19 protein-coding genes and 1 other RNA gene are annotated in these 26,200 nt (G+C 65.7%); 10 read left to right on the top strand and 10 right to left on the bottom strand.

Annotated features, from left to right (window positions below; translation table 11 throughout):
* Positions 1–44: 44 nt before the first annotated feature.
* The 8 genes from pbpC to trxA form a co-directional block, all read right to left on the bottom strand.
* Complete coding sequence (gene pbpC / locus NOV72_RS21205; RefSeq protein WP_106856542.1) at positions 45–2,273, bottom strand: penicillin-binding protein 1C; 2,229 nt, start codon at positions 2,271–2,273, stop codon at positions 45–47.
* A 4-nt stretch (positions 2,274–2,277) separates the two neighbouring features.
* Positions 2,278–8,256, bottom strand: coding sequence for an alpha-2-macroglobulin family protein (locus NOV72_RS21200; RefSeq protein WP_106856541.1), 5,979 nt, complete (start codon positions 8,254–8,256; stop codon positions 2,278–2,280).
* Positions 8,257–8,358: 102 nt separating this feature from the next.
* A complete protein-coding gene (locus NOV72_RS21195) occupies positions 8,359–9,720 on the bottom strand; it encodes an MATE family efflux transporter (RefSeq protein ID WP_106856620.1) in 1,362 nt (453 codons plus the stop codon).
* A 40-nt stretch (positions 9,721–9,760) separates the two neighbouring features.
* Positions 9,761–11,524 carry an ArnT family glycosyltransferase gene (locus NOV72_RS21190; RefSeq protein ID WP_106856540.1) on the bottom strand — a complete coding sequence of 588 codons (1,764 nt, stop codon included), beginning with the start codon at positions 11,522–11,524 and terminating at the stop codon, positions 9,761–9,763.
* Between the two features lie 211 nt (positions 11,525–11,735).
* Entirely contained in the window at positions 11,736–11,990 is a 255-nt protein-coding gene (locus tag NOV72_RS21185) for a type B 50S ribosomal protein L31 (protein WP_106856539.1), read from the bottom strand.
* A gap of 143 nt (positions 11,991–12,133) precedes the next feature.
* Positions 12,134–12,961: a M90 family metallopeptidase gene (locus NOV72_RS21180; RefSeq protein WP_106856538.1), complete on the bottom strand. Its 828-nt coding sequence runs from the start codon at positions 12,959–12,961 to the stop codon at positions 12,134–12,136.
* 103 nt (positions 12,962–13,064) lie between these two features.
* Positions 13,065–14,330, bottom strand: coding sequence for a transcription termination factor Rho (gene rho, locus NOV72_RS21175; protein ID WP_035501035.1), 1,266 nt, complete (start codon positions 14,328–14,330; stop codon positions 13,065–13,067).
* 260 nt (positions 14,331–14,590) lie between these two features.
* The gene (trxA, locus tag NOV72_RS21170) at positions 14,591–14,917 is read right to left on the bottom strand and encodes a thioredoxin TrxA (RefSeq protein WP_008349330.1); all 327 of its coding nucleotides are present in this window, start codon (positions 14,915–14,917) and stop codon (positions 14,591–14,593) included.
* Between the two features lie 333 nt (positions 14,918–15,250).
* Here trxA and ffs point away from each other — a divergent pair.
* The 10 genes from ffs (at position 15,251) to NOV72_RS21120 (ending at position 24,181) form a co-directional block, all read left to right on the top strand.
* Positions 15,251–15,349, top strand: an RNA gene (gene ffs / locus NOV72_RS21165) — signal recognition particle sRNA small type.
* Between the two features lie 163 nt (positions 15,350–15,512).
* Positions 15,513–17,678, top strand: a complete 2,166-nt coding sequence (locus NOV72_RS21160) for a DNA polymerase III subunit gamma/tau (RefSeq protein WP_106856537.1) — start codon at positions 15,513–15,515, stop codon at positions 17,676–17,678.
* Positions 17,679–17,783: 105 nt separating this feature from the next.
* Complete coding sequence (locus NOV72_RS21155; protein WP_035930503.1) at positions 17,784–18,110, top strand: YbaB/EbfC family nucleoid-associated protein; 327 nt, start codon at positions 17,784–17,786, stop codon at positions 18,108–18,110.
* Positions 18,111–18,150: 40 nt separating this feature from the next.
* Entirely contained in the window at positions 18,151–18,747 is a 597-nt protein-coding gene (recR, locus tag NOV72_RS21150) for a recombination mediator RecR (protein WP_106856536.1), read from the top strand.
* A gap of 11 nt (positions 18,748–18,758) precedes the next feature.
* Positions 18,759–18,983 carry a DUF1653 domain-containing protein gene (locus tag NOV72_RS21145; protein ID WP_106856535.1) on the top strand — a complete coding sequence of 75 codons (225 nt, stop codon included), beginning with the start codon at positions 18,759–18,761 and terminating at the stop codon, positions 18,981–18,983.
* Between the two features lie 28 nt (positions 18,984–19,011).
* A complete protein-coding gene (locus tag NOV72_RS21140; protein ID WP_106856534.1) occupies positions 19,012–20,217 on the top strand; it encodes a CaiB/BaiF CoA transferase family protein in 1,206 nt (401 codons plus the stop codon).
* Positions 20,218–20,258: 41 nt separating this feature from the next.
* A complete protein-coding gene (locus NOV72_RS21135) occupies positions 20,259–21,296 on the top strand; it encodes an ABC transporter substrate-binding protein (protein WP_106856533.1) in 1,038 nt (345 codons plus the stop codon).
* A 12-nt stretch (positions 21,297–21,308) separates the two neighbouring features.
* Positions 21,309–22,127 carry an ABC transporter ATP-binding protein gene (locus tag NOV72_RS21130; RefSeq protein WP_106856619.1) on the top strand — a complete coding sequence of 273 codons (819 nt, stop codon included), beginning with the start codon at positions 21,309–21,311 and terminating at the stop codon, positions 22,125–22,127.
* Positions 22,128–22,139: 12 nt separating this feature from the next.
* The gene (locus NOV72_RS21125) at positions 22,140–22,964 is read left to right on the top strand and encodes an ABC transporter permease (protein ID WP_106856532.1); all 825 of its coding nucleotides are present in this window, start codon (positions 22,140–22,142) and stop codon (positions 22,962–22,964) included.
* Between the two features lie 257 nt (positions 22,965–23,221).
* Positions 23,222–24,181 (top strand): glycosyltransferase family 9 protein, encoded by a 960-nt coding sequence (locus tag NOV72_RS21120; RefSeq protein WP_106856531.1) that lies wholly within the window; start codon positions 23,222–23,224, stop codon positions 24,179–24,181.
* A 9-nt stretch (positions 24,182–24,190) separates the two neighbouring features.
* Here NOV72_RS21120 and NOV72_RS21115 read toward each other — a convergent pair whose 3' ends face one another.
* Positions 24,191–25,177: a glycosyltransferase gene (locus NOV72_RS21115; protein WP_106856530.1), complete on the bottom strand. Its 987-nt coding sequence runs from the start codon at positions 25,175–25,177 to the stop codon at positions 24,191–24,193.
* Between the two features lie 46 nt (positions 25,178–25,223).
* Complete coding sequence (locus tag NOV72_RS21110) at positions 25,224–26,195, bottom strand: NADPH:quinone oxidoreductase family protein (protein WP_106856529.1); 972 nt, start codon at positions 26,193–26,195, stop codon at positions 25,224–25,226.
* Positions 26,196–26,200: the final 5 nt, after the last annotated feature.

Here is a 26,200-nt window from a genome sequence, read left to right as displayed (position 1 = left end):
ATTGTGCACGACCCCGCCGCGCGCACCGCGCTTCCGCACAATCTTTAACGTTGCGAAACGCCGGATGGATGACGTGCCGTTTCCGTCTTCGCAAACGCGCCGCGCACCTCGAAACCGACCGTGTCGACGACCGCGCCCTTTGCATCGACCAGTTCGAGCACGTGACGGCCCGGCCACGGCAGCCACGCCGCGCGGGCGTCGTGGCCGAAGGGCTTGCCGTCGAGCCGCCACGCGAGGCGCGCGCCGCTGTCCGCGCGCTCGAACCACACGCGTTGCCGCGCGGGCGGAATGTCCGGATCGAGCGCGAAGATCGTGCCGTCCGTGGGCGCGCCGATGCGTGCGGCCCGTGCATCGGCGTTTGCGCCGCGCGCGGTCTGCGACGCGTTCGCCGTGAGCCCGATCGCGCTCATCTGCGTGCCGCGCACGAACCATTCGTCGCGCGCGGGTTCGATATCGCTCTGATAAGCGACGCGCGTCGTCACGACGCCCGGCGGCGCTTGCGGCGGACGGCTATCCGAGCGCCGGTTCAGATAGTTGACGATAGCGTTCCACGCCGGCGCGGCGCCCGTCACGCCCGACACGTCCCACATCGGTGCGCCGTCCGCATTGCCGACCCACACGCCCACGGTGTATCGCGAAGTGAAACCGACCGCCCAGTTGTCGCGCATGTCCTTGCTGGTGCCGGTCTTGACCGCGCTGAAGGTGCGCGTGGCGAGCACGCTGTCGAAGCCGAAGGTGCGCGTGCGCGCGTTGTTGTCGGCGAGGATGTCGGTGACGATGAAGCTCGCTTCCGGGCTGAAGACGCGCGTCGCGGCGGACGTTGGCCGATGATCGGCGAGATCGGAGAAAGGCCGCGCGATCCCGCCGTTCGCGAGCGCGCGATAGGCATTGGCGAGCGTCGCCAATGTGACGTCGGCGCTGCCGAGCGCGAGGCTGAAACCGTAATAATCGCCCGCCTGCGACAACGGCATGCCGAGCGCGACCAGCGTTTTCGCGAAACGATGCGGCGTGACCATGACGAGCGTGCGCACCGCCGGCACGTTCAGCGACGAGCCGAGCGCGGTGCGCACGCTCACCCAGCCTTTGAAGTCGTGATCGTAGTTTTGCGGGATGTAAAGGCCGCCACCGGTCGCGAGATCGAGCGGCGCGTCGTCGAGCAGCGTGGCGGCGGTGACGCGCTTCTCGTCGAGCGCCTGCGCGTAGAGGAAGGGCTTGAGCGTCGAGCCGGCCTGACGCGGGGCGAGCACGGCATCGACTTCCGGCGCGTTCGACAAACCGCCCGCCGATCCGACCCACGCGAGCACGTCGCCCGAACGGTTGTCGATCACGATGGCCGCCGCGTCGTGCACATTGCGCGGATGCGCGCGCGCGTTCAGTTCGGCGAGCGTGCGCGCGAGCGTGTCGCGGGCGAAGCGTTGCAGACGTGCGTCGAGCGTGGAACGCACGCGCGCGCCGGCCGCCGGATGCACTTCGCCCGCGACGCGCCGCGCGAGATGCGGCGCGAGGGCGTCGTCGCCGTATGCGTAGGCGGGCGCGGCGGCCGTGCGCGTGAGCGCGAGCTGCACGTAGCTGTCGAGATTGACGCAAGGATCGACGCTTCGGGCGACGCCGTGCAGCGCCTGCATGTCGCGCAGGATCACGCAACTGCGCGCGGCGACTTTCGCGTACGGCGCGTTCGGCGCGCGCACCAGCGCGGCGGCGAGCGCGGCCTCGCGTTCATCGAGCCCGGACGGCGCCTTGCCGAACAGCGTCTGCGACAACGCCGACAACCCGACGATTTCGCCGCGAAACGGCACGAGATTCAGATACGCCTCGAGAATCTGATCCTTGCGCCAGGTTCGTTCGAGCCACAGCGCGCCGATCGTCTGCCCGGCCTTTTCGCCGATAGAGCGCCGGCCGGCCGATTTGTCGGCGTCGATGAGGCCGGTGAGCTGCATCGTCACCGTCGATGCGCCGCGCGTGCGCGTGTTCCACAGATTGCCCCACGCGGCCGCCGCCGCGCCGCGCCAGTCGACGCCCGCATGCTCGTAGAAGCGCTTGTCTTCCGATACGACGATGGCTTCGCGCAACGCCGGCGATACGTCCGCGAGCGCGACCCAGTCGCCGCGCCGCGCGTGCTTGTCGATGCGCGTGCGGGCGAGCGGCTCGCCTTCGCGGGAGAGCAGCACCCAGTCGGAGCTGCGCCAGGCCGCGCGCACGTCGTCGAAGCTCGGCGACGCGTGCGCCGCCGCCGGGAGAACGCACGCGATGACGAATGCGGCGGCGCGTTTCATGACATCACTTCGCGGCAAGCGGCTTCACGACGACCGGCGCATTCGGCAACGCGCCGAACGACGACGGCGCGTAAAGCGCCTCGACGCGTGTGGGCGGCAAACCGAACGTGCCGGGATTGTTCAGCCGCATCGTGTATTCGACCGTCAGCTTGCCCTTCGGCAGATAGTCGTAGTACGCGCGATAGCCGTCGAAGCCACGTTCGACGAACGCCGGCCACGCGCCGCGATCCCGTTTCTCGCCCTCGGCCGCCGCTTCGGAATCGCGCCCGAGGCCCGAGCCGAGGATCGTCGCGCCCGCGGGAATCGGATCGTTGACGACGACCCAGGTCATGTCGCTTTGCGCGTCGATGTCGAGATGCACGCGCACGATATCGCCGCGCGAGAGCACGCCTTTCACGGCCGGATCGACCGGCGTGACCGTCTTCGCGATGCGATAGCCCGCCGCGAACGGCGCCTTCAGCGCGACGGCCGCGAGACTTTCGACCGTCGCCCACGGCTTGCCGGCGCCGTCCTGCGTCAGCGTGAGCGAAGCACTGCTCCACGGCAGCATGACGCTGCGCACGCTCTTCGTGGCGGACGTCGCCGACGCCGGCGCGCTCCAGTCCACGCTTTGCGTCGAGGCGCCCAGTTGAATCGACGTATGACCCGCCACCGGCGTGCTTTCGAAGAGCCGCGAGAATCGGCCGACCGCGAGCGCGCCCCACAGATTCGCGGTCGTGGTCTGCCACGCGCCGTTCTTCTGCAACGCGAGCAGGCCCGCGACGACGCGCGGCATTTCGTCTTTCCAGCCGGGCGCGTCCGCGAACATGAGCGCCATGCGCGCGGCGTTGGTTTCGGTGCCGGTCATGAGCCACCAGAGATCGTCTTCGTGCTCGGTCGAGAAGGTGACGCGCGTGCCCTGATACGTCAGGCGCGCGCGGATGATCTGCTCGACTTGCGCGCGCTTTTCGTCGCGATTCGGAATGCCGTCGACGCGCGACAGGATCGCGTAGTAATCGAGCACCGCCGATGTCGCCCATTGATCCGGCGCGACGGTGATCGAGCCGAGCATGCGCGGCTGCGCGAGGCCGTAGCGCGACAAGGCTTCGATCGCCGCGAGCTTCTCGAAGTCGAGATCGTCGCGCGGCGCCCAGAACTTGCGCTCGATCTTGCCGTCGACGAAATTCGCGAGGCCCGCCGCCATCTGATTGCGCAGATCGGCGGGCAGGGCGAAGCGGCTATCCAGCTTCGCGGCTTCGTCGGTGACGGCGAGCAGATACGCGGTGAGGGCGGGGCTGCCGGTCGGGCGCGCGTCGTCGGCGGGCGGGAAGTAGTTCGCGAGGCCGTCGCGGTCGAGATACGACGGCATTTTCGCGAGCACGGCCTGCCATTGCGCGGCGTCCATCAGGCCGAGCGCGCGCGAGGTCTGCTGCTCGAGGCAGTTGTACGGATAGCGCTCGAACCAGCGGCGCACGCCGGGCAGGCCATCCGCGAGCTTCGGCTGCAAGGACACCGCGATACCGCCGCGCACGGCGCCATCGCCCGATTCGCTCGCGTCGGCGGGCGGCGCGACGGGCAAGGTGAACGTGCCTTCGACTTGCGCGATGGTCGCCTGCTGCACGGTGACGGGAATCGCCGCGACGACCTTTTGAGTCAGTTTCACGGCGTCGCTCGCCTTCGGCCCGGCTTGTTCCGACGCGCTCACGTTCCAGTCGAGACTCGCGGACGAACTCGTGCCGAGCACATCGGGCGTCGTCACGTCCCAGGCCACTTCCTGCGACGATTCCGGCGCGAGTTCCACCGTGCGCGCGTCGAGCGCGAGCGTGCCGGCGCGCGGCGTGACTATGACGCGCATCGTGCGCGCCGTCGTGTTGCGCAGCGTGAACTGCGCGCGGAACGCATCGCCGACGCGCACGAGCGGCGGCAATCCCGAGATCAGTTGCAGGTCCTGCGTGCTCTGAATCGATGCGCTGCCGGTGCCGAACTGCCCCGCGCCGACCGTCGCGACCGCGACGATTCGAAAGCGCGTGAGCGCGTCGTTCAGCGGGACATCGACGGTGGCTTCGCCGTTCGCGTCGAGCGTGACGCGCGGATTCCACAGCAGGAGCGTGTCGAACAGTTCGCGCGTGGCGCTGTGTCCGCCTCCGCCGCCCGCGGGCACCGCCTTGCGCCCGAAGTGACGCCTTCCGATGATCTCCATCTGCGCGGTCGCCGTCTCGACGCCGTACGCGCGCTGTTGCAGCATCGCGTCGAGCACGTCCCAGCTTGGGTTCGGCATCAGTTCGAGCAAGGCTTCATCGACGGCCGCAACGGCGATCTGCGTGCCGGCGGGCGCGGGCTTGCCATCGGGCAGCGCGACTTTCACCTTCACGTGCGCCTTGCTTCGTACCGCGTACGACTTCGCATCCGGATTCACGCTCACCGCGAGCCGGTGCGACGCCGTGCCGACTTTGATCGACGCAAGCCCGTAACGGAACGCGGGCTTGCTCAGATCGACGAGCGGCGTCGGCGCCTGATATTGCCGGCCTTCGTACCAGAAGGCGCGCGCCCATTCGACGGGCGCCTTCCATCCCCAGGTGAAGAACGAATACCACGGCACCTCGCGGATGCGCCCGCGCAGCGCGAGCACTGATACGTAGACGTTCGGCCCCCACGCGCTCTCGACCTTGAGTTCGACGGTCGGATCCTTGCCGTTCAGCTCGACGACGCGTGTTTCGACGATGCCTTCACGCTCGACCGCGACGAGCGCCGTCGCCGAACGGAAGGGCATGCGCACCTGAAAGCGCGCGGTCTCGCCGGGTTCGTAGCTGGTTTTCTCGGGCAACACGTCGATGCGATCGGTGTTTTCGCCGCCGAACCACAACTCGTCCTCGCGCGTGACCCATACCGATGTGCTCGCGTTGGCCGCGCGGCCGTCGCCATCTTTCGCGACCGCGATCAGATCGACGTTGCCCGCTTCCTTGATCTTCGCGTCGCACGACACGATGCCGTGGTCGTCGCTCTTGCCGCTGCAGAGCGTGCCGAGATCCTTGATTTCGGTGTGGTTGTCGTACGCGTAGAAGCCGCCCACCATGCGCTTGCGCGAGCTCGACATCACGCGCGCGACGGCCTTGATATCGACCGATACGCCCGCGCGCGGCTTGCCCTGCAAATCGAGCGCGAGCGCCTGCACCGGCAGCGCGCCGCCGACCGACACCCAATGTCCCGCCTTCACGCCGACGGCCACTGCTGCGGGCCAGAGCGTCGTGGCGCCGCTGATCGTCTGAATCTCGCCGTTCGGATCGGCGAAGCTCGCTTCGAGCGCGAGACGCTTCGGCGATTCGACGGCCGGCAGCGGCTTCACCGTGACCTTGCCGGCGCCGTCGCGATCGAGCGTCACGCGCAGCTTGTCCGCGATGAGCTTGGTCGTCGCCTGGTCCTGCTGCTCGCTGTCTTCGTCCTCGGCGGGCGCGCTGGCGCCGTCGTTCGCCGGCTTCCGATACGGCGCGAAGCTGAACGCCTCGTATTGCGAAGCGAAGGGCGGCGATGCGTCGCGCACAAGCGCGGACACCTGCACCGGCAGATTCGACGCCGGTCCGCCCTGCACGTATTCGAGCCGCACTGCGACCGGCGCTTCCTCGGCGGCGACGAGCCCCGGCGATTTCGCGTCGCCCGCGGTGATCGAGCCTTTGAACACCGGCAGGCGGAATTCCTCGACGCGGAAGCTGCCCGATTCGTACGACTGAGTGACGGTGTTGTCGTCGTCTTGGTCGTCGCTGGAAGAGGACGCGCCGTTGTCGAGCGTCACGCTGTATTCGCCGAGCTTCGCCGCGACGGGCACCGTGAAGGTCGAGTCGGCGCTATGGTCGGCCGCCCAGTTGAGCGGCAGATGCCAGGTCTGTCCGCTGCCGACGTGCCGGATCGTCACGCGGCCCGGATAGCTCGGCGCAAACGCGAAGCCGCGCAGCGTCTCGACGCGCAGCAGATGCTTCATCGACACGGTTTCGCCCGCGCGCAGAAGCGTCCGGTCGAACACGGTGTGCGCGCGGGTCGTGCGGGCCGCGCTCATGTCGGTCGGCACGTTGAAGCGCCACGATTCGATGCCGCGATTCCAGTCCGACGTCACGAAGGCCATGTCCGGGCCGGTGACGGGATCGTTCACGCGCGCCGACACGAAGAAGCCGCCCCACGCGAGGCTCTTGTCGTTGCATTGGCGTGTGGCCGCGAGCGGCTTGCCGATCTTCGCGAGCCCCTGCGCATCGGTCCTGGCGGTGGCGATTTCGTCGCCGTTGCAGTCGGTCACGCGAACGTCGGCGTTGGCGACAGGCTTGCCCTTGTCGAGCGTCGTGACCCACACGAGGCTGTTCTCGCGGCCCTGCTTGAAATGCACGCCGAGATTGGTGACGAGCACCGACGTGCGCACGTACATCGCCTGATTCTTGCCGATGAGCGACGCGCCGAGCGCGGGCGAACTCAACTCGACGACATAGAAACCGGGCTTCGTGAGCGGAATGCCGACGACTTCGAACGGCCGCAGCGCTTTCGGATCGGCGGCGGGCAGCGTGAGGGTTTCGACGCCGCGCTGTTTCGCCAGCATCGACAGCGAACGGATGTCGATTTGCGGATCTTTCGACACCGAGCCGTCGCTGTCCGGGATGACGACCGGCTGAATGCCGTTGTTCAGCATCTGCGGCATGCGCTCTTCGATCGACGAGCGCGACATCGAAATGCCGTCGAACTGGTCGACGGCGCGCATCCACTGGCGGATGTCGGTGTCGGCGTCGAGCTTGAGCTTCGTGATGCGCGACGTGCCCGAATCGAGTCCTTGCACGTGCAAGTCCGCTTCGACGTGACGCAGCGTGACGGGCAGCATCGCGGGCATGCCCGGCTCCGCGAATCGCTCGACGATGCCGAACGTGCCCGACGAAAATTTCGCGAGCGGCGGCATTGCGGCGGTCGCGGTCTTGAGCGGGAAGAGATCGGCGTTGGCGAGCGTGCGGCCGCTCGCGTCCTTCAGGCTCGCGGGAGCGTCGATGGTGAGATCGGCGCGCTCGGGCAGCGGCGCGGCGAACTCGACGGCGCTCACTTCAGCGTCCTTGTCGGAAGGATCGAAACTCGGCGATGCGTTGCCCTTGGGGCCGTGCAGCACGAACTTCTGCGCATCGGCGCGGCCGATCGGCGCGCTGAAGTTCAGGCGCAGCGGGCGCAGCGGCGTGCAGGGCGCTTTCGCGTTCTCGCGCTCGCACGAAAAGCTCGCCGTGAAGGGCTCGCGCACGTCGAAGTCGAAGCGCTTTTCGACGTCGTTGGCGATGCCGCTCGGACCCGTCACGCCCGCGCCGTACACGAGCTGCATCTTCGTCGCGGACGGCAATGTTTGCTGGCACGCGAGCGTGAGCACGCGATCGCTTTGCTTTTCCAGCCGGAAATGTTTCAGCAGGGCGGCGCGGGTGGCGTCGTCGACCGCGCGCACCGGAATGCGGTTGCCGAGCGCGCTCGATTCGCACCACACGTGCTGAAGCACCGAGGCTTGCGTGGCGGGGCCGTTCAGGCTCAGCACGAAAGCCTGATTTTCTTCGATGTCGCCGTAGCCCGGCATGACGCGCGTGACGAACGGTCCGCCCGTCTGGAATGCGAAGTGGCGCGGGCCGGACAGCGCATTGCCGGCGACGGACTTGAGGCCGTCCGCGAGATCGAGCGCGCAGCGCGCGCCGGGCGGCAGATCGTGTTCGAAGTCGAAAGCCCAGGTTTTGGCGTCGATCCAGCGTTGCGAGCCCGCCGTGGCCGACGCGCTCGCGCCGCTACAGGTGAGCTTTCCGGGCGCGGGCGCCGCCGCATTGCCGAACGCGATCATCGGTTCGTCGAACTTGGCGACGACCTGCCGCACCTGCGCGACCTTGCCTTGCGGCGACACGCTCGCGATGCGCGCGGCATGGGCCCGATGAATCGCGGCGCCCAGTCCGAGCGCGGCGATCAGCGTGGTTGCGGCCAGAATCCATTTTTTTTGTGACGTTGTAATGCGGCTCATCCACTCGCTCCGAGTTTTCCTCGACGCGAAATTCTACTGGAGCCTTACGCCGATCTTTCCGTCGATGCGAACCGCCGATGCTTTTTCGCAAAAACGGGCGGCTCAGGCCGGATCGACGTTGTTCAGGTGCCGCGCGCTCACGCGCCGCCAATAAAGGAACAGGCCGACGCCCGCGACGCCCAGACTCGCCGAATTCGCGATCCAGAAGCCGCGCGCGCCTTGCAGCCATTCGGGCACGCCGCCGCCCACGTCGAAACCGAGCAGATAGCCGCCGCCCAGCCCGATGCCCCACAGCGCGATGGCGTAGATCACGGTCGGCACGAGCGTCACCTTGTACGCGCGCAGGACGAACGCGGTGGTGATCTGCAGCGCGTCGCCGAGATGATAGAACGCGATGATGAGCACGAGCGGCATGGCGGCGGCAATCACGTTGGCATCGGGCGTATAGGCCGCGATGATGTGCGGGCGCGCCGCGATCAGGAACACGCCGTACACGAGCGCGAGCACGCACGCCATGCCGATGCCGTGTCGCGAGATCGAGCGGGCGTCGTCGTGACGCCGCGCGCCGAGCGCCTGCGACACGAGCGTCGACGACGCGATGCCGATCGACAGCGGCGTCATGTACAGCACCGCGCCGAGATTGCCCGCGATCTGGTGGCCGGCGAGCGTCGTGGTCCCGAAGCGCGAGATGAAAAGCGCCATGAACGTGTACGACGTGACTTCGATGAGATAGGAGAGTCCCATCGGAATGCCGAGACGCAGGAGCGCGAGCTGACGCCGCCAGACCGGCCAGCAGAAGTGCGAGAAGATGCCGAACGGGCGAAAGAATTCGAACTTCACGAGCACCGTCATGCCGACGATCGCGAGCACCCAGTTGATGAGCGTGCTCGCGAGCGCGCAGCCCGGACCGCCGAGCGCGGGCACGCCGAATCCGCCGAAAATGAACCAGGTGTTGAGCGGAAATTTGAGCGCGAGTCCGCCGACTTGCAGGAACATCACGAGCCGCGGCTTGCCGACGGCGTTGGTGAGCGAGCTATAGACGCGAAACGCGAGACTCGCGGGCAAGCCGAACGAGAGAATGCGCAGATACTGGACCGTGCGGTCGTGCAGCGCGGGCGGGCTTTTCGCGAGCGAGAGCAGCGGTTCGGGGAAGTAGAGCAGCACGAAGCCGATCACGGTGAGCGCGGCGGCGAGCCACAGCGCCTGACGCGTTTCCTCGCCGATCTCGCTTTCGCGGCCCGCGCCGAAGAGCTGCCCGGCGATCGGCTGCAACGCGACGAGAATCCCCGTCAGGCCGATATACACCGAGATATAGACCGAGCCGCCGAGGCCGAGCGCGGCGAGATCCGTCGCGGAGAAGCGGCCGACCATCGCGGTGTCGATCACGCCGAACGCGATCACCGCGAGCTGGCCGATCAGCACCGGCCACGCGAGCGCGGCGATCTTGCGGACGTCGCTCAGCATGCCGGTCGTGCCGGCGGAGATCGGCATCGCGCGCATCGCGTTATTGCGCCCGGCGCAGGCTCTTCGGGCGCAGCGGTTTCTTCGCCGGCGGCGTGGGACGCTCGATGCGCACGTAGAGACGGAAGCGCTCGTCGCGGTCGGCGACGCGCCGGCCTTCCCACACGAGCTTCCACTGGAACGCGGACATCGACGACGGCTCGCCGTAATCCGCCGGGTCCTGGCGCAGGATCACGTCGCAATCTTCGTCGAACGCGAAGTGCATGCCGCCGAAATAGGCGAAGGTGGCGATCTGCGCGTCGCCGAGACGCACGGGCGAGATGCAGGTGTAATCGGGCGGCAGATGATCGGCGATCTTCTCGGCCACGTCGCGATACGTCCGGCTGTAATTCACGACCGGCAGCCACAGCGTCATGAGCAGCACCCACATGAGCGTGGTGCCCGCGCTCGACAGCACGACGCTGCGCCACAGCACCTTCGGATGACGCGCCAGCCGCCAGCGCGCCAGCAGGAACCAGCAGACCGTCACGGCCACCGCGCACACGAAGGAAATCAGCTTGAATTCGGGATGAAAGCCCGGCGCGAGACGCGCGAGATTGCGGGCCATCGACGCGGGAAAACCGAACATGCCGGCCGTCCACACGAGCCACACCAGCGAGCCGATGATGGTGAAGCTCAGCATCGCGAACCAGTCGATCGCGTTGATCGCGCCGCGTTTCAACGTGGGCAGCGCGAAGGTCGCGAGCACCGAAAGCGGCGGCAGGAGCAGCATGAAGAGCCGGTTGGTCTCGTGCGCCTGCAGGACGACCAGCACGAGCAGCGGCCCGATGATCGACAGCGGCACGCCGACGTGCGGCGAGCGGCGCAGCCCGCCCCAACTGACGAACGCCCAGACCGCGAGCGGCCACGCGGGCCACGTGAAGAGCGGCAGGTTCTTCATGGCGTAGCCGAAGATCGATCCGGGCGTGCCGGAGAAGAACGAAAAGCTGTTGCGCCACCATTGGCGCAGCCACCATTCGCCGTCGTCGGGGAAGTAATGGAGCGTCGGCAGCACCCACGCGGCGATCAGCACGATGGCGACCGGCAAGCCGTAGATCAGAAGCGGCGCGGCACGCACCTGTTTCACGATGATCGTCATTGCGAGCGTGCAGAGCAGGAGCGCGAACACGAGCACCGGCGAACTCGACAGCCCGACCACGCCGATCGCCACGCCCCACATGAGGCCGCCGTGGATCGGCTTGTCGAGGCTGCGCACGAGCGCGTAGAGGAGCATGGCGGTGCCGGCGAACTGCGCGAGCTGCGGCGTGGTTTCGTGGCCGCGCTCCGCGAGCCCGAAGCACGCGAGCAGGATGAGCAGCGCGCCGTCGGCGAGCGTGCGGCCGTAGTCGCGCGGCTCCGGTTCGCCGCCGAACGCGTATTTGAACGGCTGGGCTTCGTCGCGCCGGCCGAGCAGATAGGCCGAATACCACACGAACGCACAGGCCAGACAGAAGAGCAGACCGGTGACGACGCGCGAGGCGTTGCTTGCGTCGACCCACGGACTCAGCAGCCGGATTGCCGACGCGCCGAGCCAGTACATCAGCGGGCCGTCGGCGGTGGGCGCCTTGCCGACGAGGTTCGGCAGCAGCCAGTCGCGCGCGTCGCCGTTGGCCATCGTCCACATGACGCCGAAGCCGGCCGCATCCTCGTTCTTCCACGGATCGCGGCCGAAGAGCCCGAACGACGCGTAAGTAATACAGATGGCGAGCAACAGCCAGCGCGGCAGGGCGCTGGTGGCGGAGGCAGTCAGACGAACGACAGATCGCATGCGAGATGGTTTGATGGAAAACGGTCCGCCGGTCTCGCTTGAAAGCGAGCCTGGGCTGGAGCAAACCGGCATTGTAGTCGCGCAGCGGCGTTAAGGGCGGTTCGATGATGCCGGCGATAACCGCGCGCAACAACGCTTGAAAGAAGAAAAGCAATCGGCGACAAAAAAGGGCAGCCAAAGCTGCCCTTTTTGCTGAAGCATGAAGCCCGACTTACTTCTTGGTGGAGAAGCGCGCGAACTTGTTGTTGAACTTCTCGACGCGGCCCGCCGTGTCCATGATCTTTTGCTGACCGGTGTAGAACGGGTGCGATTCCGACGACACTTCGATTTTCGCGAGCGGGTAGGTCTTGCCGTTGAATTCGGCGGTTTCGCGCGTGTGGATGGTCGAACGCGTCACGAACTTGAAGTCGTTCGACATGTCGACGAACAGGACTTCGCGGTAATCGGGGTGAATGCCTTGTTTCATGGTCTTTCCTGAGATCTGGCGGTAGCCAACCCGTTGCACTTGCTTGATCGAGTGCCGAGCGAGTCACTTGCCTAGGGTCGAAAAACGGCGATTATGCCAGAAAATCAGTCGCTTGACATCTTTTTCGGGCGTTGCGGCGCAACTCAGGCGTCGAGCGCGCCGACGCCCGCCGGGTCCTGCCGGTAATAGCGCGCGAGCAGCCGGTAAAGCTCGGGATACTCGGCTTCGAACGCCTGCGGCGTCACGAAAAGCGCCTCGCTGCACACGGCGAAAAACTCCGACGGATGGTCCGTGGCGTAAGGATCGATCAGCGATTCGCGTTCGAAACGGCGAAAGCGCGACTGCGGCACGGCGTCCACGCGCGCGCAGAACTGGTCGTAGGCGTTGTCGAAGATATCGGACCAGGCGGTGGCGTCGAGCGGCGCGTGCCAGCGGCGAAAGAGCGGGGGGTGACCATCGGCCTCGCCCGTCACCATGTCGATCTTGTGCGCGAACTCGTGGATCACGACGTTGTAGGCGTCCGAGCCGTCCGCCATCTGCGCATCTTCCCACGAGAGCACGACGGGACCGCCTTCCCACGCCTCGCCGCTCGCATCGTGCTCGATCTCGTGCACGACGCCGTCTTCGTCCTCGACCGTCTTCCTGATGATGAACTCGCCCGGATAGACGATCACGCCGACCCAGCCGCGATACAGATCGAGACCGAGATTGAGCACCGGCAGGCAGGCTTGCGCGGCGATCGAGACGATCATCCGATCGGTGAGTTCGAGATCGTGCGCGGTCGTAAATTCCTTTTGCGCGATGAAAAGACTCGCGGTTTCGCGCAGGCGGCCGAGGTCGTCCGCATTCAGATGGCCGAAGCACGGGTACGTGTCGAGCGTGCGCTGCCAGAGCGCGTCGTCGATCGCGTATTTGCGCAGCGCGCGCTCGCGGCGTTGCGCACCGAACCAGCGGGAAAAGAGGTTGGCCATGCGTCGGACCGGAAGACGGGAACAGTTGCGGATTGTACGCACGGCGCCAATAAAAAACCGCCTGACGAAGCAGACGGTTTTTTCTCGACGCAACGAAGCGGGATCAGCCTCCGCCGCGACGCATCATGTCGAAGAACTCGGCGTTGTTCTTCGTCTGACGGATCTTGTCGAGCAGGAATTCCATGGCTTCGACTTCGTCCATGTCGTGAATGAACTTGCGCAGCACCCAGACCTTCTGCAGCAGGTCCGGCTTGATGAGCAGTTCTTCGCGGCGCGTGCCCGACTTGTTCAGGTTGATGGACGGATACACGCGCTTTTCCGCGAGACGGCGCTCGAGGTGCACTTCCATGTTGCCGGTGCCCTTGAACTCTTCGTAGATCACGTCGTCCATTCGGCTGCCCGTCTCGATGAGCGCCGTGCCGATGATCGTCAGCGAGCCGCCTTCTTCGATATTGCGCGCCGCGCCGAAGAAGCGCTTCGGACGCTGCAGCGCGTTGGCGTCGACACCGCCCGTCAGCACCTTGCCCGACGCCGGCACGACCGTGTTGTAGGCGCGCGCAAGACGCGTGATCGAGTCGAGCAGAATCACGACGTCGTGCTTCATTTCGACGAGACGCTTCGCCTTCTCGATGACCATTTCGGCCACCTGCACGTGACGCGCGGCGGGTTCGTCGAACGTCGAGGCGATGACTTCGCCGCGCACGGAGCGCTGCATTTCCGTGACTTCTTCCGGACGCTCGTCGATGAGCAGCACGAACAGGATGACGTCCGGATGATTCGCCTTCACCGCATGCGCGATGTGCTGGAGCATCACGGTCTTGCCCGACTTCGGCGACGCGACGAGCAGGCCGCGCTGGCCCTTGCCGATCGGCGAGATCATGTCGATGATCCGGCCCGTGACGTTTTCCTCGCCGCGCATTTCGCGTTCGAGCGGCAGCGGCTTGTTCGGATGCAGCGGCGTGAGGTTCTCGAACATGATCTTGTGTTTCGAGGCCTCGGGCGGCTGCCCGTTGACTTTGTCGACCTTCACGAGCGCGAAATAACGCTCGCCGTCCTTCGGCGTGCGCACTTCGCCTTCGATCGTGTCGCCGGTATGCAGATTGAAGCGGCGGATTTGCGACGGACTGATGTAAATGTCGTCCGTGCTCGCGAGATACGAGGTCTCGGGCGAGCGCAGGAAGCCGAAGCCATCGGGCAGCACTTCGAGCGTGCCGTCGCCGAAAATCGTGTCGCCAGCCTTGGCGCGCTTTTTAAGAATGGCGAACATGAGTTCCTGCTTGCGCAGGCGGTTCGCATTTTCGATCTCGAGGCCATTGGCCATCTCGATCAGTGCAGACACGTGCTGAGACTTGAGCTCGGATAAATGCATACGGATTTCCCGCCGGGGAGAGAGGTGCGACAGAAAGATTTGGGAGAAGAGGTGAGCGGAACCGCTCGAGACTTAATACTTCTGGAACTCTTGTGATTCTAGCATAGCACACGCCACGCGAGCCTCGGGTCGGCTTTGGGCGGGCCTCTTGGGCCGATGTTGTCGCGCGACAACATCGCCTGCATCGCGTTCGCGCCTGTTGTGCGCTGGGGATGCTGCAAGCGGACGCCGGGAGATGCCGGCGCCCGCCGATAATGCGGTTACAGGTTACTGTCGAGGAACGCGGTCAGTTGCGACTTCGACAATGCGCCGACCTTCTGGGCAGCGACTGCGCCGTTCTTGAAGAGGATCAGCGTGGGAATGCCGCGCACGCCGAACTTCACGGGCGTCGACTGATGCTCGTCCACGTTGATCTTCGCGATTTGCAGGCGATCGCCATAATCCTTCGCGACTTCGTCGAGGATCGGGGCGATCATTTTGCACGGACCGCACCACTCCGCCCAAAAGTCGAGCAGGACAGGTTTATCCGACTTGACGACATCCTGTTCAAAAGAAGCGTCGCTGATGTGCTTGATTGATTCGCTCATTGTCTGAATACCTCTATTGTTTCGAGGTCCGCGTTTGAATGCTCGCCACGATACACCAAACTGAAAAAAATTTTCGTCGCCAACGGCCAGGATTCGGCCCGCACGCCGTGCGCCAATACGGCTCGCGAACGGCGGCGAATGTTCCGAGGAAGGGCAAAATGCACCACATCCGGGTTATTCAAATGTCATCTTAGCCTACTTTGCTATCCGTTGCCGGGTACCGATAGGCCGCATCTGAGGGCGAAAACACGAAGCGCAAGAGGGCGTCGCCAAGGTCCGCGCAATTCGCGGCCGGCTTCCAGGCGGCGCCGACCCCGTGGTACAATTCGACGTGACGGGCCTCCTCGCATGGTGGCGCGGTCAACCTGGTCAGGTCGGGAACGAAGCAGCCACAGCCGCTTTCCACCAGTGCCGAGGGTCGGGCTCGTCACCTTCCGCTTTTCTTCTGTTGTTCCTCTCTCGTTTTCCCTGATTTCTTCGCCGTATTCCGCGCCGTCACTCGGCCTATTTTCGCGCGTCCGTAACGCTTGTCCGTGCGCTCCGGCAGCCTTTGGGGCGGCGTTTGCGCAAGGTCGTTGCTGATACAATTTCGCGCATGACCTATCAAGTTCTCGCACGCAAATGGCGGCCGAAATCGTTCGAGTCGCTCGTCGGCCAGGAGCACGTCGTTCGTGCGCTCACGCACGCGCTCGACGGCGGCCGCCTGCATCACGCCTATCTCTTCACGGGCACGCGCGGCGTCGGCAAGACGACGCTCTCGCGCATCTTCGCGAAGGCGCTCAATTGTGAAACCGGCGTGACGTCCAAGCCGTGCGGCGTGTGCCGCGCGTGCCGGGAAATCGACGAAGGCCGTTTCGTCGATTACGTCGAAATGGATGCGGCGAGCAATCGCGGCGTCGACGAAATGGCGGCGCTGCTCGAACGCGCGGTGTACGCACCTGTCGATGCGCGCTTCAAGGTCTATATGATCGACGAAGTGCACATGCTCACGAACCACGCCTTCAACGCCATGTTGAAGACGCTGGAAGAGCCGCCGCCGCACGTGAAGTTCATTCTCGCGACGACCGATCCGCAGAAGATTCCGGTCACCGTGCTCTCGCGCTGTCTGCAGTTCAATCTGAAGCAGATGCCGGCGGGGCATATCGTGTCGCATCTGGAGAACATTCTTCAGCAGGAGAGCATCACGTTCGAGTCGCAGGCGCTGCGCCTCTTGTCGCGCGCGGCGGACGGCAGCATGCGCGACGCGCTTTCGCTGACCGATCAGGCCATCGCCTATTCGGCCAACGAAGTCACCGAGGAAGCCGTGCGCGGCATGCTCGGCGCGCTCGATCAAAGCTATCTGATCCGCCTCATCGATGCGCTCGCCGCCGGCGACGGTCCCGGCGTGCTCGCGATCGCCGATGAAATGGCGCTGCGCAGCCTGTCGTTTTCGACGGCGTTGCAGGATCTCGCGAGTCTCCTGCATCGAATCGCTTGGGGGCAGTTCGCGCCGTCGTCGGTGCTGGACGAATGGCCGGAAGCCGCGGATATCCGCCGTTTCGCCGAACTCCTTTCCGCCGAACAGGTGCAGCTTTTCTATCAGATCGCAACGGTCGGGCGCAGCGAGCTCGGCCTCGCGCCCGACGAATACGCGGGCTTCACGATGACGCTGCTGCGCATGCTCGCTTTCGAGCCTGCGGGCGGACCGGGCAGCGGCGTGGCGGTGAGCGCACCGGCGAGCGTCAAGCCCGCGCGCACGGCGGCGCTCGCGGGTGCGATGGCCGAACGTGCGGTCGCGCCCGCGCCCGTGGCGAAAGCGCCGGCGCTTTCCACGGAAACCGTCATCGTCAAGGCTAAAGAAACGCCGCCGGTCGAAAGCGCGGAGTCCACGCCGATCAACGAGACGAGCGAACCCGTCGCTTCGAAGCCGATGCCAAGCGCGGTGCGCCAGGCCGTGCAAGCATCGGCGCCCGAGCCTGCGGCGCCGCGCCCCGCAGGCGGCGCAAGCGCGGCGCTCGACGTGTTGCGCAGCGCCGGCATGCGCCTGTCTTCCGATCGCGGCGCGCGAAGCGCACCGGCGGCTCCCGCGGCGCCGAAGCCCGTCGCGCAAGTTCAGGCGCCCACGCCTCGTCGCGCGCCCGCAGCGCCCGAATCGAAAACCGCAGCAGCCAAGTCCGGCGTCGTTCCGCCGTGGGAAGACATGCCGCCCGACGACTATGCGCCGGCGGGATCGGAAGCCGACTACTTCATGCCGCCGGACGACGGCTTCGTGCCCGCCTTCGACAGCGGTCCCGACGACATGCGCTTCAACGCCGAGCCCGTCGCGAAACCCGCGCCCGTCATCGACGTGAAGCCGCTGCCGCCCGCCGTTCCGCTCGATGCGCTCGGCGTATCGGTCGAATGGGCCGCGCTTGCCGTCGATCTGCCGCTGAAGGGCGTCGCTTATCAGCTCGCGTTCAACAGCGAACTGACCGCCTGCGACGCGAATTCCGTCACGCTCGCCGTCGCGGTGCAGATGTACACCGACGCATCGCACGTCACGAAGCTCAAGGCGGCGCTCGCCGAAAAGCTGGGCCGCGCGGTCGAAGTCAGCGTCAACGTCGCGCCCGTGCGCCGCACCGCCGCCGCGCTCGACGCGGCCGAGCGCGCGCGCCGCCAGCAGGAAGCCGAGCAGGAGATCAAGCAGGATCCGTTCGTGCAATCGCTGATCCGCGATTTCGGCGCGAGCATCGTGCAGGGTTCGATTAAGCCGATCTCCGCATCGGGCGCGAACCCGTCATGAATCGAAGCGCGCGGCGGTTTTTTCGACGCCGCGCGTAGACACTGAATCACGAGCGCGCGAATCAGGCGCGCTTTCGCTACACGTTTTCCAGAAAGGAGCCGAACCATGATGAAGAACCAACTCGCCGGGCTGATGAAACAGGCTCAGCAGATGCAGGAAAACATGAAGAAGATGCAGGATCAGCTCGCGCTGATCGAGGTCGAGGGCCAGTCCGGCGCCGGTCTCGTGAAAGTGACGATGACCTGCAAGAACGACGTGCGTCGCGTGCAGATCGACCCGAGCCTGCTCGCCGACGACAAGGACATGCTCGAAGACCTCGTCGCCGCCGCGTTCAACGACGCCGTGCGCAAGGCCGAAGCCACCACGCAAGAGAAGATGAGCGGCATGACCGCCGGCATGCCGATGCCGCCGGGTTTCAAGCTGCCGTTCTAAACCCGCGCGCCGGAGCGATTCCGGCGTGCCATGAGGAAACATGAAACAACCTTCCGCCCTGTCGGCGCTCGTCGAAGCGCTGCGCGCGCTGCCCGGCGTCGGACCGAAGTCGGCGCAGCGCATGGCGTATCACCTGATGCAGCACGACCGCGCGGGCGCCGAAAAACTCGGCGCATCGCTTCTCTTCGCCACCGGGCATCTGAAGCACTGCGAGAAGTGCAACACCTTCACCGAAGCCGACATCTGCGAAGTCTGCCTCGACGAGGAACGCGACCCGGCCTTGCTGTGCGTCGTCGAAACGCCCGCCGATCAGATCATGCTCGAGCAGACGCTCACGTATCGCGGGCTCTATTTCGTGCTGATGGGGCGGCTGAGTCCGCTCGACGGAATCGGGCCGAAAGAGATCCACTTCGAGCGCCTGATCAGCCGCGCGCTCGACGGCACGGTGCAGGAAGTGGTGCTCGCCACCAACTTCACGAACGAAGGCGAGGCGACCGCGCACTATCTCGCGCAGACGCTCAAATCGAAAGGACTGAAAGTGACGCGGCTCGCGCGCGGCGTTCCCGTCGGCGGCGAGCTCGAATATGTCGATGCGGGCACGATCGCGCGCGCGATGCTCGACCGGCGTTCCGTATAAGGATCGATTCCATGACAGAAACCGAAGCGCTCGGGCTCGCGACGCATCGTCACTACAAGGGCGGGCTGTATCGCGTGATCGGCGTGGCGCGCCACTCCGAGACCGAGGAAGCGATGATCGTCTACGAACATCTCTGGCCGCACGAACGCGGGCTGTGGGTGCGCCCGGCCGCGATGTTCAACGAGACGTTGCCCGACGGCACGCCGCGCTTCAAGCCGCTCGACATTCCGCTTTAAGACCCGCACAAAAACAAGGGAGACGAACATGAGCGCAACGACGGGACCACTCGCCGGCGTCAAGGTTCTGGAGCTCGGCACGCTCATCGCCGGGCCGTTCGCCGCGCGCTTCATGGGCGAATTCGGCGCCGACGTCATCAAGATCGAAGACCCGAACGGCGGCGATCCGCTGCGCAAGTGGCGCAAGCTTTATCCCGAAGTGGGCGGCACGTCGCTCTGGTGGGCGGTGCAGGCGCGCAACAAGAAATCGGTGACGGTGAATCTCAAGGCCGACGAAGGCAAGGAGATCGTGCGCCGGCTCGCGAAGGAAGCCGATATCGTCGTCGAGAACTTCCGGCCCGGTTTGCTCGAAAAGCTCGGGCTCGGTTATGAAGTCCTGTCCGCCGACAATCCCGGTCTCGTGATGGTGCGTCTGTCCGGTTATGGGCAGACCGGGCCGTACCGCGACCGGCCGGGTTTCGGCGCGATCGCCGAGTCGATGGGCGGCTTGCGGCACATCACGGGCTATCCGGATTTGCCGCCGCCGCGCATCGGCATTTCCATCGGCGATTCGATCGCGGCGCTGCACGGCGTGATCGGCGCGCTGATGGCGCTGCATCATCGGCAGGTGAATGGCGGCAAGGGGCAGGTCGTCGACGTGGCGCTGTACGAAGCCGTCTTCAACATGATGGAAAGCGTCGTTCCCGAGTACGGCGTGTACGGACTAGTGCGCGAGCGCACCGGCGCGTCGCTGCCGGGCATCGTGCCGTCGAATACCTATCCGTGCCGCGACGGCAGCATCGTGATCGGCGGCAACAGCGATCCGATCTTCAAGCGTCTCATGAACGCGATCGATCGCGCGGATCTCGCGGACGATCCCGCGCTCGCGTCGAACGATGGCCGCGTGCCGCGCACGAAGGAAATCGACGACGCCATCGCCGCGTGGCTCGCGACGCGCAGCATCGACGAGTCGCTCGCCGTGCTCAACGCCGCCGACGTGCCGGCCGGGCGCATCTACAGCGTCGCCGACATGTTCACCGATCCGCAATACATCGCGCGCCAGATGCTGCAACGCTTTCCGTGGCAGGACGGCAAGGACATCACGTTGCCGAACGTCACGCCGAAGCTCTCGGACACGCCGGGCGAAACGCGCTGGCTCGGCCCGCAACTCGGTGAACACACGGATGAAGTACTTCAAACGCTCGGGTATGATGCCGACGATATCGCGCGGCTGCGGGCGGCCAAAGTGATCTGACGCACGCGCGGACAACAAGAATTCCAAGGAGACACACAACGATGAAACGCAGAACGTTCATCGCGAGCGGCGCCGCGCTCGCGGCCGGATCGTGGTCGGCCATGCCGCTCGCGTTCGCGCAGGCGAAGCCGGAGCAGGCCAAGGTATCGATCGCGGTCGGCGGCAAGAATCTCTTCTACTATTTGCCGCTCACGATCGCGGAGCGCCGCAACTACTTCAAGGACGAAGGCCTCGACGTCGAAATCGCCGATTTCGCGGGCGGCGCGAAGGCGCTGCAGGCGGCGGTCGGCGGCAGCGCGGACGTGGTCTCCGGCGCGTTCGAGCACACGCTTTTGCTGCAGGCGAAGAATCAGTATTTCCGCGAGTTCGTGCTGCAAGGACGCGCGCCGCAGATCGTGCTCGCGGTGTCGAAGAAAGCGATGCCGAATTACAAGTCGGTCGCGGATCTCAAAGGCAAGAAGATCGGCGTGACGGCGCCGGGCTCGTCGACCTCGATCATGGCGAGCTTCGTGCTGGCGCAGGCCGGCCTGAAGGCGACCGACGTGTCGTTCATCGGCGTGGGCGCGGGAGCGGGCGCGATCGCCGCGCTGGAATCCGGCCAGATCGACGCCATCGCCAATCTCGATCCGGTGATGACCAAGCTCGACCGCGCGGGCGACATCCGCATCGTCTCCGACACGCGCACGCTCGCCGATACCGTGAAGGTGTTCGGCGGCAACATGCCGGCGGGCTGCCTGTATGCATCGCAGACTTTCATCACGAAGAATCCGAACACGACGCAGGCGCTCACCAACGCAATGGTGCGCGCGCTGAAGTGGTTGCAGTCGGCATCGGGCAAGGATCTGATTTCGACCGTGCCGGAGAGCTATCTGCTCGGCGATCGCGCGCTCTATCTCGATTCGTGGCAGCACGTGAAGGAAGCGCTGTCCCCGGACGGCCTGATGCCCGCCGACGGTCCCGCGACGTCGCTCAAAACGCTGCAAGCCTTCGACGAAACCGTGAAGGGCAAGCCGATCGACTTGTCGAAGACCTGGACCAACGACTTCGTCAAGAAGGCGCTCGCCACCGTCAAGGTCTGATCGATGTCGTCGATTTCGAAACCCGCGCTCGCGCTCGCGGACGTCACCTGCACGTTCTCGTCGCGGGAGAATCGCAAGGATCGCTATACGGCGGTGCGCAATACGAGTCTCGCGATTGCGCCGGGCGAGTTCGTGTCCGTCGTCGGGCCGACCGGCTGCGGCAAGTCCACGCTGCTCAACGTGTCGGCGGGGCTGCTCGAACCGTCGTCGGGCACGGTCAGCGTGTTCGGCGAAACGCTGAAGGGCATCAATCGCCGCGCGGGCTACATGTTCCAGGCCGATGGCCTGATGCCGTGGCGCTCGGCGCTCGACAACGTGACGGCCGGCCTCGCGTTTCAGGGCGTGCCGAAAGCCGAAGCCGAGGCGCGCGGCGAGGCGTGGCTAAAGCGCGTGGGTCTCGGCGGCTTCGGCGATCGTTACCCGCATCAGTTGTCGGGCGGCATGAGGAAGCGCGTCGCGATGGCGCAGACGCTCATCCTCGATCCGGACATCATCCTGATGGACGAGCCGTTCTCCGCGCTGGACATTCAAACGCGCCAGTTGATGGAAAACGAGCTGCTCGACCTGTGGGCCGCGAAGCGCAAGGCCGTGCTGTTCATCACGCACGATCTCGACGAGGCGATCTCGATGTCCGATCGCGTCGTCGTGCTGGCGGCGGGGCCGGGCACGCATCCGATCGGCGAGTTCGCGATCGACCTGCCGCGCCCGCGCGATGTCGCCGAAATCCGCTCGCATCCGCGCTTCGTCGAACTGCATGCGCAAATCTGGGGCGTGCTGCGCGAGGAAGTGTTGAAGGGTTATCAGCAGCAATTGAAGCCCGCCGTCGAATAAGCCAATACGATCATGTGGAACAAGCTGCGCCCGAATCGGGCGAATCTCATCGTGTGGCAATGGTTGCTGCTGCTCGCGTGCTTCGTGCTGTGGTACGTGCTGACGAGCCCGACGCTCCTGCCGCCTTTCTATTTCGACGACGCCAACAAGGCCGCGTTCTTCTTCGGCGAGCCGCAGAAGGTGCTCGTGCGCATCTGGGAGTGGTTCACGAGCGGCGAGATCTACATCCATCTGTGGGTGACGCTGATCGAAACCGTGCTGGCGTTCGTGATCGGCACCGTGTCCGGGCTCGGCGTGGGGCTGTGGCTCGCGCTCGCGCCCACGACGAGCGCGCTTCTCGATCCCTACATCAAGGCGGCCAACTCGATGCCGCGCGTGATTCTCGCGCCGATCTTCGCGGTGTGGTTCGGGCTCGGCATCTGGTCGAAGGTCGCGCTGGGCGTGACGCTCGTGTTTTTCATCGTGTTTTTCAACGTCTATCAGGGCGTGAAGGAAGTGAGCCCGGTCGTGCTCGCCAACGCGCGCATGCTCGGCGCGAATCGCAAGCAACTGCTGCGGCACGTCTATTTGCCGAGCGCGACGAGCTGGGTGTTTTCCAGCTTGCATACGTCGGTGGGGCTCGCGTTCGTCGGTTCGGTGGTGGGCGAGTATCTCGGCTCGGCGCGCGGCGTCGGTTATCTGATTCTTCAGGCCGAAGGCACCTTCGACATCAACACGGTGTTCGCCGGCATCCTCGTGCTGACGGCGTTCGCGCTGGTGCTCGACGGCCTCGTCGCGCTGGCCGAGCGACGCCTCATGAAATGGCAGCCGAAGAGCGGGGAAACCGAGAAGCTCTGAAGGGACGCGCAAATAAGCGGTAAACCGCGGCAGCCCGTTTTTAGAAGTTTCGTTATGGCAGGACTCCGCCGATCTCGCTATGATGCTTCGCTGACCGGGCGTCGTGTGGCGTGCCTCATCCGATCTTCCGTGATTCGGGGCTGAATCGACGCGAGCAGCACATCAAGTCGTAACGCAAACCGGGCGACACTCCGTATTCGGGCGCCATTGCGCGGGTTCCGTGCGACGTCCATCCGCGCGATCCCGCGAGAGCAAGAATGAAACTGCGAACTGACAGTTCGATAGCGGTGGTGCTGCCATCGCCGATCGGTGACAGCCTCATCGGGCTCGTCCTCGTCGACAATCTCATCCGCAACGGATATCGGCCCGTCGTGTTCGGCTGGGTCGCGGAGCAGCTTGCCGACTGGTTTCCGCATGTGACCGTGGGACAGCGCGCCGCCTGGCAGGGCGCGTTCGACACGGTTCTCGAGCTTCGGCCGACCGACTACGCGTCGACGCTGAGCCGTTCCGGCAAGACGATTTGCCTCGCCACGCTGCCGGAATACGGCGGCTCGAAACATATGGTGGACCGCATCGTCGATATCGCGACGAACGTGCTCGGCCTTGCCGACGTGACGCGCTCGAACGGTCTCGTCGTGCCGTCGGACGTCATGCGCGGGCGCTTCGCCAATCGTGTCGTCATTCATCCTACCGGCAGCCATCCCGAAAAGATGTGGAGCCGCAAGAAGTTCATCGCGCTGTCGCGTGTGCTCGTGCGTCGTCAGTTACAGCCGAGCTTTCTCGTCGCGCCTTCCGAGCTGGATGTGCGAGGTGAAATCGCGAAGGAAGGCTGCGAGGTCCACGCGCTGCCGAAGTTGAGCGAAGTCGCGGCGTGGATCGCGGAGTCATCGTGGTTCATCGGCAACGACTCGGGCCTCGGGCATCTCGCGTCGTGCATCGGCGTGCCCACGCTTTCGCTTTTCATGCGTCAGGGCCTCGCGCGCTCCTGGCGTCCCGGCTGGGGGCCGGGCGCGGTCGTGCTGGCGCCTTCCTTTTTGCCCTTCGGCGGGCTTCGCGAGCGTTTGTGGCAAAGGCTGCTCACCGTGCGGCGCGTGATGTCCGCGTTTCACAAGCTGCATGGCAAGCACGCGCGCGCGACGCATCACTTCGCGGCAGCCGAGACCAATTCGGCGACGCGCATCGGCATGCTGCCCGGCGCGCAGTCGCGGCGGTTCTAGACGCGCGCTTCAGGTCGCGAAGCGCGAGTAAATGCGCCAGCAGCGAAGCGCGCGCCACATTTCGCTCGCGTTGGTCGCGCCCTTCAACATCACGCGGATGTAACCGGACTGCAGAAACTGCCGGGCGAAAGACTTGCGCAGATCGTCGTCGTGCAGGCGCTTTCTGAGCACGTGCAGCAGATGACCGCCCTCGCGGTTGGCCTGGCGCAACAGAATCCGGCTCAGACTTCGATCGGTTCGCGGGTCGAGCGCGGCGGTCACGAGCGCGTCGATCACGCGCAGATAACCCGCGGCGCGGCGCGCGACGTCGGCCTGCGACGGCGAGCGGGTGATCGACGCCGGATTGCGCCGATAACCGTAGCAAGGCTCGCGCACGAAACCGACGCGCCGCGCGTGCAGCCCGACACCCAACGCCCAGATGATGTCCTCGTGCACGACGCCTTCCTCGAAACGCAGGCCGTGCGCTTCGACGAACCGGCGTCGCACGCATTGCAGCCAGACGCAGACGACCCAGTCGTCGTTCGGCACGGTTCGTTCGAGCCACGCCGTGCCGGTGCAGATTTCGCCCCAGGGCTGGCGTTCGTACATCGGCGGGGGATCGGCAGGGGCGGGCAGTGCGTCGAAGCTGAATCCGTTGCCGATCACGACGTCGAGATCATGCTTTTCGCCGTGTTCGATCCACGTGCGCATCGTGCCGGGCTTCATCCAGTCGTCGCCGTCGGCGAACACGATCCACTCGCCGCGCGCGAGTGACAGGCCGACATTGCGCGTCGCGGAGACGCCGCGATTCTCCTGCGTCACCACGCGAATACGCGCGTCGCGCGCCGCCATCGATTCGAGCACGGAGAGACTGCCGTCCGTCGCGCCGTCGCAGATCGCGATGACTTCCAGATCGACGCCTTGCTGATCGAGCACCGAGCGCAACAGCGCTTCGAGCCACGGCTCGCAGTTGTAGACCGGTACGATGACGCTGGCGTCGGGGCGGGTGCTCGTCATGGCGTGCTGAATGGACTCGAAAGGGCGCGATGTTAGCAGCCTCGCATCACGGCTCGATCACGATCTTGCCGGTCACGCGCCGGTTCATCATGTCGTCGAGGGCGCGTGGCGTGTCGTCGAGCGAATAGCGCTTCGTGACGACGGGGCGCAGCTTGCCCGACTTGATCCAGTCGACCATCGTCGCGAATTCCCGATCGGCGATCGCGTGCTCGCGTTGCATGTGGCCGCCCCAGAACACGCCGACGATGCTCGCGCCTTTCAGCAGCGCGAGATTGAACGGCAGCTTCGGAATCTCGCCGTTCGCGAAGCCGACGACCAGATACCGCCCGCGCCAGCCGATGCTTCGGAACGCGGGTTCCGCATACGCGCCGCCGACGGGATCGAAGATGACATCCGGTCCGTCGCCGCCGGTCAGCGCCTTGATGCGCTCGCGCAAATCCTCCTCGTAGTCGATGACGTCGTCCGCGCCGTGCTCGCGGCAGAACGCGAGCTTGTCCGCGCTCGACGCCGCCGCGATCACGCGCGCCCCGACGATCTTGCCGATCTGGACCGCGGCGATACCGACGCCGCCCGCCGCGCCCAGCACGAGCAGCGTGTCGCCGGCCTTGAGTTCGCCGCGATCGACGAGCGCGTGATACGACGTGCCGTAGGCGAGCGTGAATGCGGCGGCGCCGGCGAGATCGACGTCATCGGGCAACGCGATGCAATCCGCTTCCTTCGCGCGCGCCTGTTCGGCGAACGCGCCTTGCGCGGTATAAGCGGCCACGCGCATGCCGGGCGACAGGCGCGTGACGCCCGCGCCCACTTCGCGCACGATGCCGGCGAACTCCGCGCCGGGCGTGAACGGCAGCGGCGGCTTGAACTGGTATTTGTTCTGGATGACGAGCACGTCGGGGAAATTCACGCTCGCCGCTTTCACATCGATGACGACTTCGCCCGCGTCCGGATGCAGATCGGGGAGCGTTTCGACCGAAAGCGTGTCGGGTAATCCGTGTTGGTTGCAGCGTACGGCGCGCATGGCGT

It is taken from the genome of Caballeronia novacaledonica, from assembly GCF_900258035.1.
Taxonomy (GTDB): Bacteria; Pseudomonadota; Gammaproteobacteria; order Burkholderiales; family Burkholderiaceae; genus Caballeronia; species Caballeronia novacaledonica.
The sequence above is the reverse complement of the archived record's forward strand: the minus strand, read 5'-3'. Positions and strand labels throughout refer to the sequence as shown.